The organism is Variovorax sp. J22G73, assembly GCF_030317035.1.
In the GTDB taxonomy this organism is placed as follows: Bacteria; Pseudomonadota; Gammaproteobacteria; order Burkholderiales; family Burkholderiaceae_C; genus Variovorax.
In genome coordinates this window covers 257,699-271,253 of sequence record NZ_JASZYK010000003.1, presented here as the reverse complement: position 1 = coordinate 271,253, position 13,555 = coordinate 257,699, and the positions used below count along the sequence as shown (strand labels likewise).

The window sequence follows — 13,555 nt, the reverse complement described above, 5'->3', positions numbered from 1 at the left end:
CGGCGCTTACTGCATCTTGGGCAGGTCGGCCTGCAGCCACTTCTGGTAGAGCTTGTTCAGCTCGCCGTTGGCGGTGTTCTTCTGCACGAACTCGTTCACGGCCTTGGTCAGCTCTTCCTGGCCGGGGCGCATCGCGATGCCCATCGATTGCTGCACCAGCGTGAACTTGTTCTCGAAGCTGTTGGCGGGCACGCGCTTGGCGATCTGCGCGGCCACGGTCACCGAGCAGCCGATGGCGTCGACCTGGCCCGAGATGAGTGCCTGCATGGCCGATGCGTCGTCGTCGAAACGGCGGATCTCGGTGCCTTCCGGCGCGGCCTTGGTCACGGCCACGTCTTGCGTCGACGCGCGAGCCACGCCCACGCGCAGGCCCTTCAGGTCGCCGGCCGCCTTGATGGGGGTCTTGGTGGCGCCGTACAGCACGATGGTGGCGGCGGCGTAAGGGGTGGAGAACTGCACCTGCTTCGAACGCTCGGGCGTGATGGCCAGCGAGGCGACCAGCAGGTCGACCTTGTTGGTCAGCAGGAAGGGAATGCGGTTCGGGCCGGTGACGGGCACGATGTTGGCCTTGACGCCCCAGTCCTTGGCCAGCAGCTTGGCCACGTCGGCGTCGTAGCCGTCGGGCTGGTTCTTGGCGTCGGTGGTGCCGTAGGGCGGAAAGTCGACCAGCATGCCGATGGTGATCTCGCCCTTCTTCTTGATGTCGGCCACTGACTGGGCCGAGGCGAAGGGGGCGAACACGGTCAGGGCGGCGCCAAGACCCAAGGTTGCGAGGGCTGCGATTGCGGTGCGGCGGGTGGTGGTACGGGTCATTGGTGTGTCTCCTGAATGAAAGAAAGGAACGACGAGAAAGAAAAAACGAAAACCTGAAACGGGGGACTTCAGCGAACGATCAGCGAACGATCAACGCGCCAGTGCACGCGCGCGCTTGCGCTCCATGCGGGCCGCCAGCAGCGACAGCGGCCAGCAGATCACGAAGTAGATCGCCGCCACCACCGAGAACACGATGAGCGGCTGGAAGGTGGCGTTGTTGACGATCTGCCCGGCGCGCGTGACCTCCACGAAGCCGATGATGGCCGCCAGCGAGGTGCCCTTGATGATCTGCACCACATAGCCCACCGTGGGCGCCAGCGCGATCTTGAAGGCCTGCGGCAGCACCACGTCGCGCATGCGGGCGCTGTACTTGAGGCTGAGCGCCTCGGCCGCTTCCCACTGGCCGCGCGGAATGGCCTCGATGCAGCCGCGCCAGATCTCGCCCAGGAACGCGGCGCTGTTCAGGATGAGCGCGACACCCGCGGCCACCCAGGGGTTGATGTCCAGCCCCAGCACCGGCGCGCCGAAGAACACCAGGAACAGCTGCAGCAGCAGCGGCGTGCCCTGGAAGATCTGGATGAAGGTGGTCGACACGCCGCGCGCCCAGGACGACTCCGACGTGCGCATGAGCGCGATGGCGAGCCCCAGGATGGCGCCGCCCACGAAGGCGATGGCCGACAGCGCCAGCGTCCACTTGGCCGCTTCGAGGATGAAAAGGAATTCGGGAAAGCCGAAGGTACGCATGATTTTTCTTGCTCCGTTGCGGGCCTGGGGCCTGTTACCGGCGGTCCGGGTAGTTGAGCGTGCGCTTGTAGATCAGCTTGAACATCGCCGAGAAGGCGAGCGCCAGCGCCAGGTAGATGCCTGCGACCACGATGTAGATCTCGAAGCTGCGGAAGGTCTGCGACTGCAGGTTGGCGGCCACCGAGGTCAGGTCGTCGGCCGAGATGACCGACACCACGGCCGAGCTCAGCATCAGCAGGATGAACTGGCTGGTGAGCGCCGGGTAGATGGCCTTCAGCGCGGGCTTGATGATGACGAAGCGAAAGATCTCCCACGGCTTGAGGTTGAGCGCGCGGCCCGCCTCGATCTGCCCCTTGGGAATCGACTCGATGCCCGCGCGGATGATTTCCGTGGCGTAGGCGCCCAGGTTCACCACCATGGCCACCAGCGCGGCCGTTTGCGGCGACCAGCGCAGCCCGATGGCCGGCAGCGCGAAGAAAAAGAAGAACAGCTGCACCAGGAACGGCGTGTTGCGGATCACCTCGATGTACGCGTTGACCAGGAAGCGCAGCCAGCCCGGCCCCGAGGTCTTGCCCCAGGCGCAGAAGATGGCCACCACCAAGCCCAGCACCGTGGCAATGAGCGAGAGCTGCACCGTGATCCACGTGCCCTTGAGCAGCAGCGGCCAGGCGGCAAAGACGGCGTCGAATTGAAACTGGTAGTTCATGTGGGCGAGCCCGTGAAGGTGCGCGGGGGGTGCACAGGAAAACGCGTGGGCGCGATGCGCCGGTTGCGCGCATGCATGCCCCGAAAGCAATGCTTGCAGCTTATATGAAACCGGTTTCAGACCGACCTAGGGATTCCCCTAGGTGGTCTTTTTGTCCTACCCCCTGCCTACACTTCGCCATGCTGAACCCACCCGCGGCCACCATGCCCACACAGGCAGATTCGCCCCCCACGGGCGCCCCCACCGTGCAGCATTTCAGGCAGGCGCTGCTCTGGCCGCTGCGGCTGATGCCGGCCGACGAAAAGCCCAGGCCCGGCGTGGCGCCGAAGCCGCATGCGCACCACGGCCCCTGGCAGGTGCTGCGCGACATGGGCGATGCATCGCCCTGGCGCGAGGAGGTCGACGAATACACCGGCGACAGCAGCCGCTTCCACGAGCGGCACTACAACGAGTTCGTGAGCTTCCTGCCGTACGTGCAGCGCTTTCTGTACGGCGAAGGCCGCGCGCGCGGCGGCACCGAGGGCGACGACAGCCACGGTGACGGCAGCGGCAATAGCAACGGCAACGGCGACTCGCCGATGCGCATCTTTCGCCGCCACGACATCGCCGCGGTGCGCGTGGTGGCGCAGCCGGGCGACGCGCCGGTCACGCTGCAGGTCATTCATTGCGACCTGTACTTCTTCTTCGACATCGACGTGGTGCTGCTCAACCTCGAGGTGGGCGCGGACCACCTGGGCCTCGCGCAGGCGCAGGAAATTCTTTACCGCTTCGGCCGCGCCTACCCCGCCGGCTGGGAGCCCGACGGCACCGCCCTGCACTGCATGGCCAGCGTCGAATGGCTGGGCGCCGACGGCAACGTGCTCGCGCGCTCCGACGCGCAGCAGCGCGACGCCTTCCTGCAGCACGTAGCGCAATACCGCGCGCCGCGCATCTCGTCGCACTGGGCCTTCTTGATGCAGCCGCTGGTGACCGACTACTCCGACGAGCCCGGCGCACTGCGCTACCGGCAGATCGAGTACTACCGCATGCCCGTCATGGCCTACCTGTCGCTGGACGACCCGCGCCGCCTCACGCGCGACGACTTCGTGCGGCTCGCGCTGGTCACCGGGGCGGGCGCCGCCGACGCGCACCTGCCCTATGCCGACCACCACCTGGCCGACTTCGAGCACAAGTACTGCTACGACCGCTTCTGGGTGAACGCGGGCGCCGCGCCCAACACCCGCTACCTGTGCAACGGCCATGCGCTCGTGGTGGTGGGCGATGCGCGGTCGGAGTTCTTCTGCTGCCGCGACCGCGGCGTGCTCGCGCAGTTTCGCCACCAGCACTTCCTGCTGTTTCTCATCGCGCACTTCCAGAAGGCGTCGCTGCTGATGTTTTCCGACCAGCTGGTGGAGGCGCTGAAGAAGCTGGACATCCGCAGCACGCCGAGCGTGAAGCAGTTCAAGCGCGCCATTCGCGCGAGCTTCGAACGGTTCTTGCGTTTCACGCACCGCTACTGGTTCCACGAGATTTCCGAGCAGGCGCAGGTGCGCGCGCTGTCGCACATGTGCGCCACGCACCTGGGGCTGGACGCGCTGTACGACGAGGTCAAGTCGCGCATCGCCGACATGAACACCTACCTGGACGCCGACAGCCTGCGCCGCCAGGCCAGCACGGTGGTGCGGCTCACGGTGGTGACGCTGTTTGGCCTCATCGGCACCATCACCACCGGCTTCCTGGGCATGAACCTGCTGGCCGAGGCCGACGCGCCGCTGTGGCGCAAGGCGCTGTGGTTCGGCGTGGTGTTCGTGGCCACGACCTGGCTCACGATCTACACCATGGTGAAGTCGCAGCGGCTGTCGGACTTCATCGACGCGCTGTCGAACGACCGGCTGGGCTTGCGCGGAAAGATGGCGGCGCTGGCGCGGGTGTGGCGCTCGGGCGGCGACTAGCGTCGGCGGACAACAACAGCCCGCGCCCGTGGATGAGAGCCTTTCTCATTCGTCAATTTACAATTGTGGATTGCCCGTCACGCACCGCGCTACAGATCCAGCCGCCGCCACATCTCAGCCACCTCGACGGGCGAGGCTTATCTACCGGCTGGGGCAAACGTGGTCGCACGCTATTACGAGGATCTGCTGCGCTTTTGCAGCCACACCACCCGAAACACCGACGCGGCACGCGACGTGGTGCAGGAGACCTACGCGCGTTTCCTGGCCTCGCAGCGCACGCGCGACGGCGAGGTGCTGCAGCCCGGCGCGCTGCTGCGCCAGATTGCGCGCCGCCTGCTGGTGGACCGCCACCGCCGCGCCGTGGTGCGCGCGCACGACAACATCGACGAGCTGCACGAGTTCGACCAGCCCGCGGCGCCCGCGCACCTGCAGCCCGAGGAGATGCTGGCGTCGATGCAGATCGTGCGGGCCTACGTAGCCACCATCGAGGCCCTGCCGCCGCGCTGCCGCGAGGCCTTCGTGCTGCACGTGTTCGACGAGATGCCGCATGCGCAAATTGCGCAGCACATGGGCGTGTCCTACAGCATGGTCGAGAAGCACATCGTGCGCGGCATGGTGGCCTGCAAGCTGTGCGAGCGGCGGCTGTCGGGGGTGTCCGGTGCTTGAGGCTGCCGCCCGGGACAGGGTTCGGTCCGAGGCACAGGCCAAGGTACAAGCCGAGGCGGAAGCCGAGGACGCGCGCGCGTACGAGGAGTTCGCCGACGGCCAGGACCCGCTCGACATCGACGCCGCCACCTGGGTCGCGCGCGGGCGCAACGGCCTCGACGCGCACGGCGAGGCGGAACTGCGCGACTGGCTGGACGCCGACCCGCGCCACCGCGCCGCCTACGACGACATGGACGGCACCTTCGGCCGGCTGCGCGACATGCCGGCCGCGGAGGTGCAGACGCTGAAGAGCGGGCTGCGCGCGCAAGAAGCGCCGGGCGTCTCGGCGCATACACCTCAGCCCACGCAGCCCATACAGCCTGTAGAGCCCGCGCAACCCGCGCGCCCCGCGAGCCCTGCAAAGGCACCCACCTCGACCACGCGCCCCGCCTCCCCCGGGCGCCGCGCGTGGATGCGCGACATCGGCCGCTTCTTTCCGCAGGCGGCCACCGCCGCGGTGGCCGTCAGCGTGGTGGGCGGCGGCTGGTTCGGCTGGGACCGCTGGCGCCACCAACCCACCTTCGAGAAGCACTACGCCACCGCGCGCGGCCAGCAGCTGCGCGCCGAACTGCCCGACGGCAGCGGCATCGCGTTCGACACCGCGACCCAGGCCGATGCGCGCCTGTACCGCGACCGGCGCGAGGTGCACCTGCACGAAGGCCAGGCCATGTTCAGCGTGCACGCCGACGCGGCGCAGCCCTTCCACGTGTTCGCCGGCGGGCTGCGCGTGACGGTCGTCGGCACGCGCTTCTCGGTGCGCCACACGCGCAGCGGCCTCGGCGAAGGCGAGACGCGCGTGGTGGTCGAAGAGGGCCGCGTGCGCGTGGCGCGCCATGCGACGCCGGGCTCGCACGAGCTAGCCGGCGACGCTGGCGATGCCGTCGAGCTCACGGTCGGCCAGAGCGTGGTCGCCGACAGCGACGGCCGCCTGGGCAGCGTGAGTAACGTGCCACCCGGCAGCGCCGCACCCTGGCGCGAGGGCCGTGTCAACTTCGACAACACGCCGCTTTCGCAGGCCCTGGCGGAGTTCGAGCGCTACGGCCCCACGGGCTTCGTCGTGCGCGACGCGGTCGTGGCGCGGCTGCGCGTGGGCGGCAGTTTTCAGCTCCAGCACTTCGAGGCGTTCGCGCAGTCGCTGCCCAGGCAGTTGCCGGTGCGCCTGCAGCGCCGCGGCGGCATCACCGAGGTGGTGGACGCGCGTTGAAAGAGACACAAGAGAAACACGAGAAAATTTTCGTGAAGCACGTGAGGACAGCGAGAGGGTGGTGCGTCTAGGTAGGTAAGGACCCGATTCTTTACCCGCTGTTTTCTGGAGATTGCACCCAATGCGCAAGCCGCATTTCACCCTCACCCCCCTGGCCCTGGCGGGCCTGCTCATCGTCGGCATGCACGGCGCCGCGCACGCGCAGACGGCACCCGTGGTCAGCGTGTCGATCACCGCGCAGCCGCTGGGCCAGGCGCTCAACGAACTGGCGCGCCAGGCCGACCTGCAGCTGAGTTTTCCGGCCGCGCTGGTGGCGGGCCGCGCCGCGCCCGCGGTGTCGGGCCGGCTCTCGGCGCGCCAGGCGCTCAACCGCCTGCTGGCCGGCAGCGGGCTGGTGGCGCACATCGAGGGTGCCACGGTCACGGTGCAGCCGGCACCGTCCGCCTCCGTTGCCGACGGCGCCACGCTGGCCGCGGTCACGGTGAGCGCCGACGCCGACCGCAGCGGCACCACCGAAGGCACGGGCTCGTACACCACGCGCAACACCTCGGCGGCCACGGGGCTGTCGCTGTCTTTGAAGGAAACGCCGCAGTCCGTCACCGTGGTCACGCAGCAGCGCATCGAAGACCAGCGCATGCAGAACCTGAGCGAGGTGCTGGCCAACACCACCGGCATTTCGTCGAGCCTGAACGACGGCAGCCGCATGACGTATTTTTCGCGCGGCTTCTCGATCACCAACTTCCAGTACGACGGCATTCCTACCGCCGCGACCTCGAACTGGTACGCCGGCGAGACCGAGCTCGACGCCGCCTTGTACGACCGCGTGGAGGTGGTGCGCGGCGCCACCGGCCTGCTGACGGGCGCGGGCAATCCGTCGGCGTCCATCAACCTGGTGCGCAAGCACGCCGACAGCAAGGTGTTCGCCGGCGAGGTGTCGCTGGGCGCGGGCTCGTGGGACAACTACCGCGGCTCGGTCGACCTGTCCACGCCCATCACCGCCGACGGCCGCGTGCGCGGGCGCGTGGTGGCGGCCTACCAGGACAAGGCCTCCTACGTGAGCCTGAGCAACGTGAAGAAGCAGGTGTTCTACGCGGTGGTCGACGCCGACCTCACGCCCGCGACCAGGCTGAGCGTCGGCGTCGACTACCAGGACAACGACCCCAAGGGCACGCCGTGGGGCGGTTTTCCGCTGTGGTTCAGCGACGGCAGCCGCACGAACTGGAACCGCTCGGCCACGCCGGGCGCCGACTGGTCGTACTGGGCCAGCCGCACCGAGACCGCCTTCGCCACGCTGGAGCACCGCTTCGACAACGAATGGAAGGCCAACCTGGGCCTTACCCACAGCAAGCAGTCGCTGGACACCAAACTGCTGTTCCTCATCGGCTGGCCCGACCAGGTCACGGGACTGGGCATGCGGGCGATCGGCAGCGTCTACCAGGGCTACCGCGAGCAGGACAGCGTGAGCGCGCAGCTGAGCGGGCCGCTCGAGCTGCTGGGCCGCAAGCACGAGCTGACCTTCGGCCTGCTGGGCAGCGAGCAGAAGTACAAGTACGACTACCGCCAGGCGCAAGACCTTGCGCCGGTGGTGTTCCTGAACGGCGGCATCGGCGCGTACCCCGAGCCCAACTGGGGCACGCCGCGCACGCTCGACGAAGGCACCATCAAGCAGCAGGGACTGTACGGCGCGGGACGCTTTTCGCTCGGCGACGCCACGCACCTGATCGTCGGCGGGCGCTACAGCAACTGGAACAACACCACGCCCGACACGCAGCGCAAGCACAGCAAGTTCACGCCGTACGCGGGCCTCACACACGACCTGGGCAAGGACACCACGCTGTACGCCAGCTACACCAGCATCTTCAACCCGCAGGACTACCGCGACCGCGGCGGCCGCTACCTCGACCCGGTGGAAGGCAAGAGCTACGAGGTGGGCGTGAAGAACAGCCTGTACGGCGGCAAGGTCAACACGTCGCTCTCGGTGTTCCGCATCCAGCAGGACAACCTCGCGCAGATGGACGGCGACCACCTGGTGCCCGACACGCTCGACCAGGCCTACTACGGCGCCCAGGGCGTGCGCAGCACCGGCTTCGAGATCGATGTGTCGGGTGAACTGGCGCCGGGCTGGAACGTGTTCGGCGGCTTCACGCACTACACCGCCAAGGACGCCTCGCGCGCCGCGGTCGAAACCAACCAGCCGCGCACGCTGCTGCGCCTGTTCAGCACCTACCGCCTCACGGGCGGCTGGAGCAACCTGACGCTGGGCGGCGGCGTCAACTGGCAGAGCAGCAACTTCACCATTGCCAACGGCCCGAACGGCAAGGAGCGCGTGCAGCAGGGCGCGTACGCGCTGGTGAGCCTGATGGCGCGCTACCAGTTCAACCCGCGCCTGTCGCTGCAGGTGAACATCAACAACGCCTTCGACAAGAAGTACTACAGCCAGATCGGCTACTACGCCGCCGGTGCATGGGGCGCGCCGCGCAACGTGATGGCGACGATGAACTACAAGTTCTGAAGCAGGAAAACGCGAAGGCGTTTTTCACGGCGCGGTCACGCGCGGTGCGCCTTCGCTGACAGCGAGCGTCGGAACAGCCCCACCCGGCCGCCGTGGCCGAGCCCCTCTATTGAAGTCTTCAACCACTTCAGACAGAGGCCTTGGCCATGAACCGAATCACAACGACATTTCTTGCAAGCTGCATCGCCCTGGGCGCTGCTTCCGCCATGGCGCAAGCAGGCGGGGGCGGCGGCCCGGGCCTGAACAGCCCCGACAGCGCCGCCATGCAGCAGAAGCCCTCGGCCGGTGGAACCGGGCCGACGAACCCGAACGGCATCCCCACCGCGCCCAGCGCCACCCAGGCCAACCCGAACGCGGGCGGCAACCTGTCGGGCAGCACCAAGGCGCAAGGCGGCGCGATGAGTTCGGGTCGCAAGTCGGACGGCAGCGCGAAGAAGGGCATGACCAACAACACACAGGGCACGGGCCAGGCGCAAACGCCGAGCCCGCAGTAAACGCCGCGCGCCGCATGCGTCGCAGCCGCCTAACCGACCGGCGGCGACCGCGATGCGTGGCGGCCGCGCGCCGCATCGCTCGCCTCGCTCGTTTCCAGCGAGCGCGCAATGTCCACCGCGCGTTCGTTGCGAAGCTGTCGCCTTCCACAGCTCTCGCAGCGATACAGACGCAGCCAGGGCAACAGGCGCATCCACACGCTGCGATGAATTCGGGTGATGTGCATCGCGCCGCATGAACAAGCCTGGAACAGGTGAGACATGAGTGGCCTGTGTGGATGGGTGGGACAACGAAAGGAGCCGCGTGCTGCATGAAGATGACCATGGATGACCGTGGGGACCATGGGTGACCATGCGTCGCTCATCAGCATCGATTCTTCAGCCCGCCCACTCCGAATGCACTCCCCGGTTCACGCTATTCGTGGCCCTGTTCATCCACGGATGGCGGCGCGCCGAAGTCCGTGCCCGCGAACTCCTGCGGCACGTGCACGCCCTGCGCGTCGCGCAGCAACACACCGCGCCGCTCCATCTCCCGCATCGTGCGGTTGACGACCTCGCGGGACAGCCCGGCGTAGGAAGCGATGACGCCCTGCGTGACCCGCTTGTCGTACACCTCGTGCCCGGCAGGGGCGATCTGCGTCATCTTGTGCAGCACGCGCCCGACCATTTCCTCGGACGACAGCGACGACACGCGCCGTATCTGCCGGCGCAGCACGTTCATGCGCGAGGCCACGCCTTCGAGCAGGTTCAACGCGATGTCGTGGTGGCGCTCGCACAGCGCCCGCATCGCGACCACGGGCACGAGGTAGAGGGTGCAGGGGAGCACGGCGATCAGGCGGTGCACCGCCTGGTACTGCGGCTCGCTCAGCGAGCCGCCCAGGTAGAAGTCGTGCCGCCGAATGAAGTCGGTGGTAACGCCCGCTTCTTCCTGCGCGCTGTCGCGGCCCTGGACCACCACGCGCACCAGGCCGCTTTCCACGCAATAGAACGAACGCGTCCAGTCGTTCGGTGCCAGGATCGTCTCGTTGCGGGCATAGGAACGCCGCTCGCAAACCCGCCCGATGGCCGAGCGTTCCGCCTGCGACAGGCGGGCAAACAGTGGATGCAGATACACGCCGCGATGGTGCAAGCACGGGCTTCGGAATGCAATCACCCGAATCCGGGATTTCCGGCGCCAGCGGCTGGCGCGCCGCCGCCGCCAGGTCTACTCGCAGGCCTCCAGGTCGATCAGCCCCTTCTGCATGGCCTCGCGCACTGCTCGAGCGCGCGACTTGACCGCCAGCTTGCGGTAGATGTTCTTCACGTGCGCATCCACGGTGTGCAGCGACCGGTGCGTCGCCTCGGCGATCTGCCGGTTGCTGAGGCCCTGCGAAATCATGCGCAGCACATCGAGTTCGCGCCGCGAGAGCGAGTAGCCCGCGGCGCCATCGCTCGTCGATGGCGCCACGCGCGCCGCGGGCAGGCGCTGGGGCGCGAGCACCGTGCGCCCGCGTTCCACCATGCACCAGGCGACCCGCGTTGCCGCCGCCGAGTCGCCCTCGGCGATCAAGCGCATCAGGTGCACGAGCTCGTGCTGGGCGGTTTCGATGAACAGCACGGCGGCACTTGCAGCACTTGCACCGCTTGCACCACTTGCACCACTTGCAAGGTTCGGGCGCAATGGCGCAACGCCGGGTGTAGGCCGCGCGGCAACGGGCTTGCTGGGTTCTATGGACATCGGTGCCTTCGGTAGCTGGAATGGAATTCGGGGAACGCGTGGCGCGCGGTCAATCGCCTTCGGGCTTTCGCCCCCATGGATCGGCCGGCGCATGCGAAAAGCCCTGCAGGAAAACCGGGTCGACCTGGTTCGGCTCGACGCTCGCCAGGTTCTTCTCGACGGGCAGGAGGCGGCCGAAGTCGGTGGACGCGAAGTCGGCGGGCACGTGCACGCCCTGGTCGTCGCGCCGCACCAGCCCGCGTTGCTCCATGTCGCGCATGGTCTTGTTGACCACTTCGCGCGACAGCCCCGAATACGAGGCGATCACCGACTGGGAGATGCGCTTGTCGAAGGCGCCGGTGCTCGCCGGCGCGAGCACGGTCAGCTGGTGCAGCACGCGGCTCACCACGTCTTCGGTGGACAACGCCGACATGCGCCGCAACTGGTTGCGCATGACGGCCATTCGCGCGATCGCGAGTTCGAGCAGGCCGATGGCCACTTCGGGGTAGGCGCTGCACAGCGTGCGCAGCGCCACGACAGGAATCAGGTGCACCGACGAGGGCAGGGCCGCCACGAGCGTGTGCCTGGCCTGGAAGGCATCCTCGGCAAGGGACGGACCGATGAAGAACTCGTCCTGCCGGATGAAGTCGGTCGTGACGTCGATGGGCTGGGGCCGTCCGCTGCCGTGCTCCACCACGCGCAGCAGCCCGCTGGCCACGCAGTAGACGCGGTCGCTCCAGCTGCCGGCGGCCAGCACCACTTCGTTGCGCCGGTAGGAGCGCAGCTCGCTGCTGCGAACCAGCGCGACGCGCTCGGCCTGCGACACGTTGACGAAAAGAGGATTCAGGTACATGGCTGGAGAACCTGCCGGGCCATCGCTCGGGTCGCCACCCGGCTCACGGCACGAGAACGCGCACGCGGCTCATGTGCGCAAGGCCCTCGGCCTGGACGGTGCGCGGGCGGAACGCGTGCGGACGTCGCCAGCGCGCTCATCGCCTCCGTCACCTTCGCCTTCACCCTCACCTCCGCCCTCTTCGTGCAACTGCGACAGCGTCGCCTCCGACGTGCGCAGCGCGGCTTCGAGCACCGCGTACTGCACCGATTCGGCGGGGTTGCGCCTGCGCCCGTCCACCCGCGGCCGGTCGAAGGTGCCCAGCAGTTCCTGCACCGAGCGTTGCAACTGCGTCAGGTCCCTGCTCAGCCGTGCGAGGCGCAATTCGAAGTCGGGTGCAAGTCTCACAGGCACCCCGCCAGGGGATGCGCGGCAGCAGGCGCCGCCACCGCCACCACCGCGGGGTCGGCGCCGCGCACGCCATAGCCTTGCAGCCACCGCGCGCCCACGTGCGAGGCGATGTGCATGTCTTCCTCGCGCTCGATGCCGTCGACCACCACCTGCGCCGCGACATGCGCGCACAGCGACAGCATGCCGCGCAGGCACTCCACGCCGAAGGCGCCGTCGCGCGCGCGGCGCAGCAGCGATGCGTCCAGCTTCACGATGTCGGGCCCGCAGGACTGCAGCGCGGCAAGGTTGTCGTTGCCGCCGCCGATGTCGCGCACGGCGACGCGGCAACCGCGCAGCTGCATCTGCACGCAGAAGTCGCGCGCGGCCTCCAGGTCGTCCAGCATGGCGCTGCCGGTGATCTCAATCACCAGCAGCGAGGCCAGCTCGGGCTCCTCGTCGAGCGCCGCGCACAGCGACGCCCACCAATGGTCGAGCTTGACGCTTTGCGCGCAGATGGCCACGCCGACCGCCCCACGGCCGTTCGCGTCAGGCTGCCGCCGCAGCTCCGCCAGGGCCTGGCGCATCGCGATGCGATCGAACGCGCGGGCCAAGCCCAGGCGCTGCAGGCAGGGCAGGAACACCTCCTGCGCGAGCAGCGCCGGCTCGCTGCGGCTCGGCGCGAGGCGCACGCGGCCCGCGTGATAGAGCGTGCCCGGGCTGCCGCCCGCGTTGCTCCCCGCGCTTGCGCCCGTGTGCACCACCGGCTGCCACGCGAAGGACAGCGCCTCGGTGCGCAACGCCTCGCTCACGCGCACGGCAACGTCCATGTCGGCGCGGTAGCGCTGGCACCAGCCGTCGGCCCGGTTCTCGCGCGAGTCCGGGAACGGCTGCGCCGTCCACAGCACCAGCTCGATCTCCGAGGTGCCGAGCTGCCCGGGCGCGCGCACCTCGATCCAGTCGGCATGCAACTGCACCATCGCGACCATGCCCTTCGCGCGCACCGGCTCGGCGCCGAGCACGGCGAGCAGCGTCTCGATGGGGCGGCTCATGCTGCGCACGTCGTGCGGCAGCTCGCGGATGTCGCGCGCGCCGCACACGAAGGCGTCGTTGGCCCACAGCAGGAAGCAGTCGTCGCGCAGGCGGGCCATGTCGGTGGCGGCGGTGCGCAGAAAGTGGGCGCACAGGCGGCGCTGCACCTCGAGGCTGGCGGCCGATGCGAAGTCTTGCCCGTAGGCCTGCGCGAGGTGCGGAAGGTTCGAGATGAAGACGTAGGCGCAGGCCCTCGGGGGCAGGGTGTGTGGCATGGCGTTCGGCACGGTGCGCAACGCGCTCGCGATGCCGGGCGCAACGGGCTGCGCGGCGCGCGGGCTTCGCTCGGCGTGCTCGCCCTGCGCGCGGCTTCCCGCTGCGGCACGCAAGGCCCACGGCGTGTGTGGTGAGAGGGCGACCATCCGATGCTCCTTCAATGAATCTCGTCGATGAACTCCTGCAAGGAGTGGTACGTCGTTTCACTCCCGCGCCGGTGGGGCCG

General features: G+C 68.5%; 14 protein-coding genes. 5 read left to right on the top strand and 9 right to left on the bottom strand.

Features of this window, described 5'->3' with window-relative positions:
• Nucleotides 1-6: 6 nt before the first annotated feature.
• From QTI51_RS13870 to QTI51_RS13860, 3 genes are all read right to left on the bottom strand, one after another.
• Complete coding sequence (locus QTI51_RS13870) at nt 7-813, bottom strand: transporter substrate-binding domain-containing protein (protein WP_286514333.1); 807 nt, start codon at nt 811-813, stop codon at nt 7-9.
• A gap of 90 nt (nt 814-903) precedes the next feature.
• Nucleotides 904-1,557: an amino acid ABC transporter permease gene (locus QTI51_RS13865; RefSeq protein ID WP_116909899.1), complete on the bottom strand. Its 654-nt coding sequence runs from the start codon at nt 1,555-1,557 to the stop codon at nt 904-906.
• 34 nt (nt 1,558-1,591) lie between these two features.
• The gene (locus QTI51_RS13860; protein WP_116909900.1) at nt 1,592-2,263 is read right to left on the bottom strand and encodes an amino acid ABC transporter permease; all 672 of its coding nucleotides are present in this window, start codon (nt 2,261-2,263) and stop codon (nt 1,592-1,594) included.
• A 179-nt stretch (nt 2,264-2,442) separates the two neighbouring features.
• On the opposite strand from QTI51_RS13860, the gene QTI51_RS13855 reads away from it, so the two are divergent.
• The 5 genes from QTI51_RS13855 to QTI51_RS13835 all read left to right on the top strand — a co-directional run bounded on the left by QTI51_RS13855 (nt 2,443) and on the right by QTI51_RS13835 (nt 9,109).
• The gene (locus QTI51_RS13855) at nt 2,443-4,194 is read left to right on the top strand and encodes a magnesium transporter CorA family protein (protein WP_286514330.1); all 1,752 of its coding nucleotides are present in this window, start codon (nt 2,443-2,445) and stop codon (nt 4,192-4,194) included.
• A 159-nt stretch (nt 4,195-4,353) separates the two neighbouring features.
• Nucleotides 4,354-4,860 carry an RNA polymerase sigma factor gene (locus QTI51_RS13850; RefSeq protein WP_286514327.1) on the top strand — a complete coding sequence of 169 codons (507 nt, stop codon included), beginning with the start codon at nt 4,354-4,356 and terminating at the stop codon, nt 4,858-4,860.
• Nucleotides 4,853-6,103, top strand: coding sequence for a FecR family protein (locus QTI51_RS13845; RefSeq protein WP_286514325.1), 1,251 nt, complete (start codon nt 4,853-4,855; stop codon nt 6,101-6,103). The genes QTI51_RS13850 and QTI51_RS13845 overlap by 8 nt, the downstream gene beginning before the upstream one ends.
• Before the next feature lie 121 nt (nt 6,104-6,224).
• Complete coding sequence (gene fhuE / locus QTI51_RS13840; protein ID WP_286514322.1) at nt 6,225-8,615, top strand: ferric-rhodotorulic acid/ferric-coprogen receptor FhuE; 2,391 nt, start codon at nt 6,225-6,227, stop codon at nt 8,613-8,615.
• Nucleotides 8,616-8,761: 146 nt separating this feature from the next.
• A complete protein-coding gene (locus QTI51_RS13835; RefSeq protein WP_286514320.1) occupies nt 8,762-9,109 on the top strand; it encodes a hypothetical protein in 348 nt (115 codons plus the stop codon).
• A gap of 29 nt (nt 9,110-9,138) precedes the next feature.
• Here the strand turns inward: QTI51_RS13835 and QTI51_RS13830 are convergent, their stop codons facing one another.
• The 6 genes from QTI51_RS13830 to QTI51_RS13805 form a co-directional block, all read right to left on the bottom strand.
• Complete coding sequence (locus QTI51_RS13830; protein ID WP_286514318.1) at nt 9,139-9,369, bottom strand: hypothetical protein; 231 nt, start codon at nt 9,367-9,369, stop codon at nt 9,139-9,141.
• 152 nt (nt 9,370-9,521) lie between these two features.
• Nucleotides 9,522-10,220, bottom strand: a complete 699-nt coding sequence (locus tag QTI51_RS13825; protein WP_286514316.1) for a Crp/Fnr family transcriptional regulator — start codon at nt 10,218-10,220, stop codon at nt 9,522-9,524.
• Between the two features lie 90 nt (nt 10,221-10,310).
• Complete coding sequence (locus tag QTI51_RS13820) at nt 10,311-10,703, bottom strand: helix-turn-helix transcriptional regulator (protein WP_286514313.1); 393 nt, start codon at nt 10,701-10,703, stop codon at nt 10,311-10,313.
• Nucleotides 10,704-10,872: 169 nt separating this feature from the next.
• Nucleotides 10,873-11,655 (bottom strand): Crp/Fnr family transcriptional regulator, encoded by a 783-nt coding sequence (locus QTI51_RS13815; RefSeq protein ID WP_286514310.1) that lies wholly within the window; start codon nt 11,653-11,655, stop codon nt 10,873-10,875.
• A 69-nt stretch (nt 11,656-11,724) separates the two neighbouring features.
• A complete protein-coding gene (locus QTI51_RS13810) occupies nt 11,725-12,042 on the bottom strand; it encodes a hypothetical protein (RefSeq protein ID WP_286514306.1) in 318 nt (105 codons plus the stop codon).
• Complete coding sequence (locus tag QTI51_RS13805; RefSeq protein WP_286514303.1) at nt 12,039-13,475, bottom strand: EAL domain-containing protein; 1,437 nt, start codon at nt 13,473-13,475, stop codon at nt 12,039-12,041. The genes QTI51_RS13810 and QTI51_RS13805 overlap by 4 nt, the downstream gene beginning before the upstream one ends.
• Between the last annotated feature and the right edge of the window lie 80 nt (nt 13,476-13,555).